The sequence below is a fragment of the Oleiphilus sp. HI0125 genome (genome assembly GCF_001635355.1).
In genome coordinates, this window is the sequence record NZ_LWGF01000038.1 from 1 (window position 1) to 764 (window position 764).

The window sequence follows — 764 nt, forward strand, 5'->3', positions numbered from 1 at the left end:
AAAATCTGATTGATCATTGAGCTTGCGTAAATTTTTATTATGCTTGTGTCATACTTTAGCTAACAAACACGTCAAATGACTAACCTTACGATCAAACGCTCCGTTTTCTTTTTCTCAGCTATTTTTTTCTGATTGGCGCTCTGAATGCCCTGCTCCTATATAAAAGTCACGACACTTCTACTACTAATGAGGCATGGGTTCTGCACACGGATGAAGTACTTCAGAAATCGACAGAACTAATGAGCTAAATAACAGATGCTGAAACTGGCCAACGAGGTTATCTGTTGACTGAAGCCGGTGATTATTTAAAGCCCTATTTTTTCGGAATCAAGGCATTGAAAGATGCCGCTAGTAATCTTCAAGTCTTAACGTCAGATAATCCTAATCAGCAAGTCCGCTTAGCAAAGTTGATGACACTGATCGATGTGAAGTTTGATGAGCTACAACAAACTATTGGTTTGCTTGACGAGGGGAAGCATAATGAATCGCTCGATCTAGTGAAGAGTGATCTAGGGCGTAAGACAATGGTCGAGATTAGAGAACTTATCTCAGACTTTATTGCAGAAGAGCGGCACTTACTAATCGAGCGTGAAAAGTCATACAGGCGTGCGCAAGACCAAAGTACATTCACATCAATGTCAGCATTGTTCGTTCTCATCGGGTTTATGGGCGTATTTGTTGTGTTGATGAACAAGCGTGTCCTCCAACCTTTGATCGATCTTGCAACGTCAGCGAAGAACTTTCGCAAAGGCGTTGATACTAAT

Annotated in this window: 1 protein-coding gene; it reads left to right on the forward strand. The window is 41.1% G+C overall.

The genetic code is table 11. From position 1 onward, the window contains the following. Positions 1-248: 248 nt before the first annotated feature. The coding region (locus A3762_RS00790) for a CHASE3 domain-containing protein (RefSeq protein ID WP_255375021.1) at positions 249-764 on the forward strand (516 nt) is incomplete at its 3' end.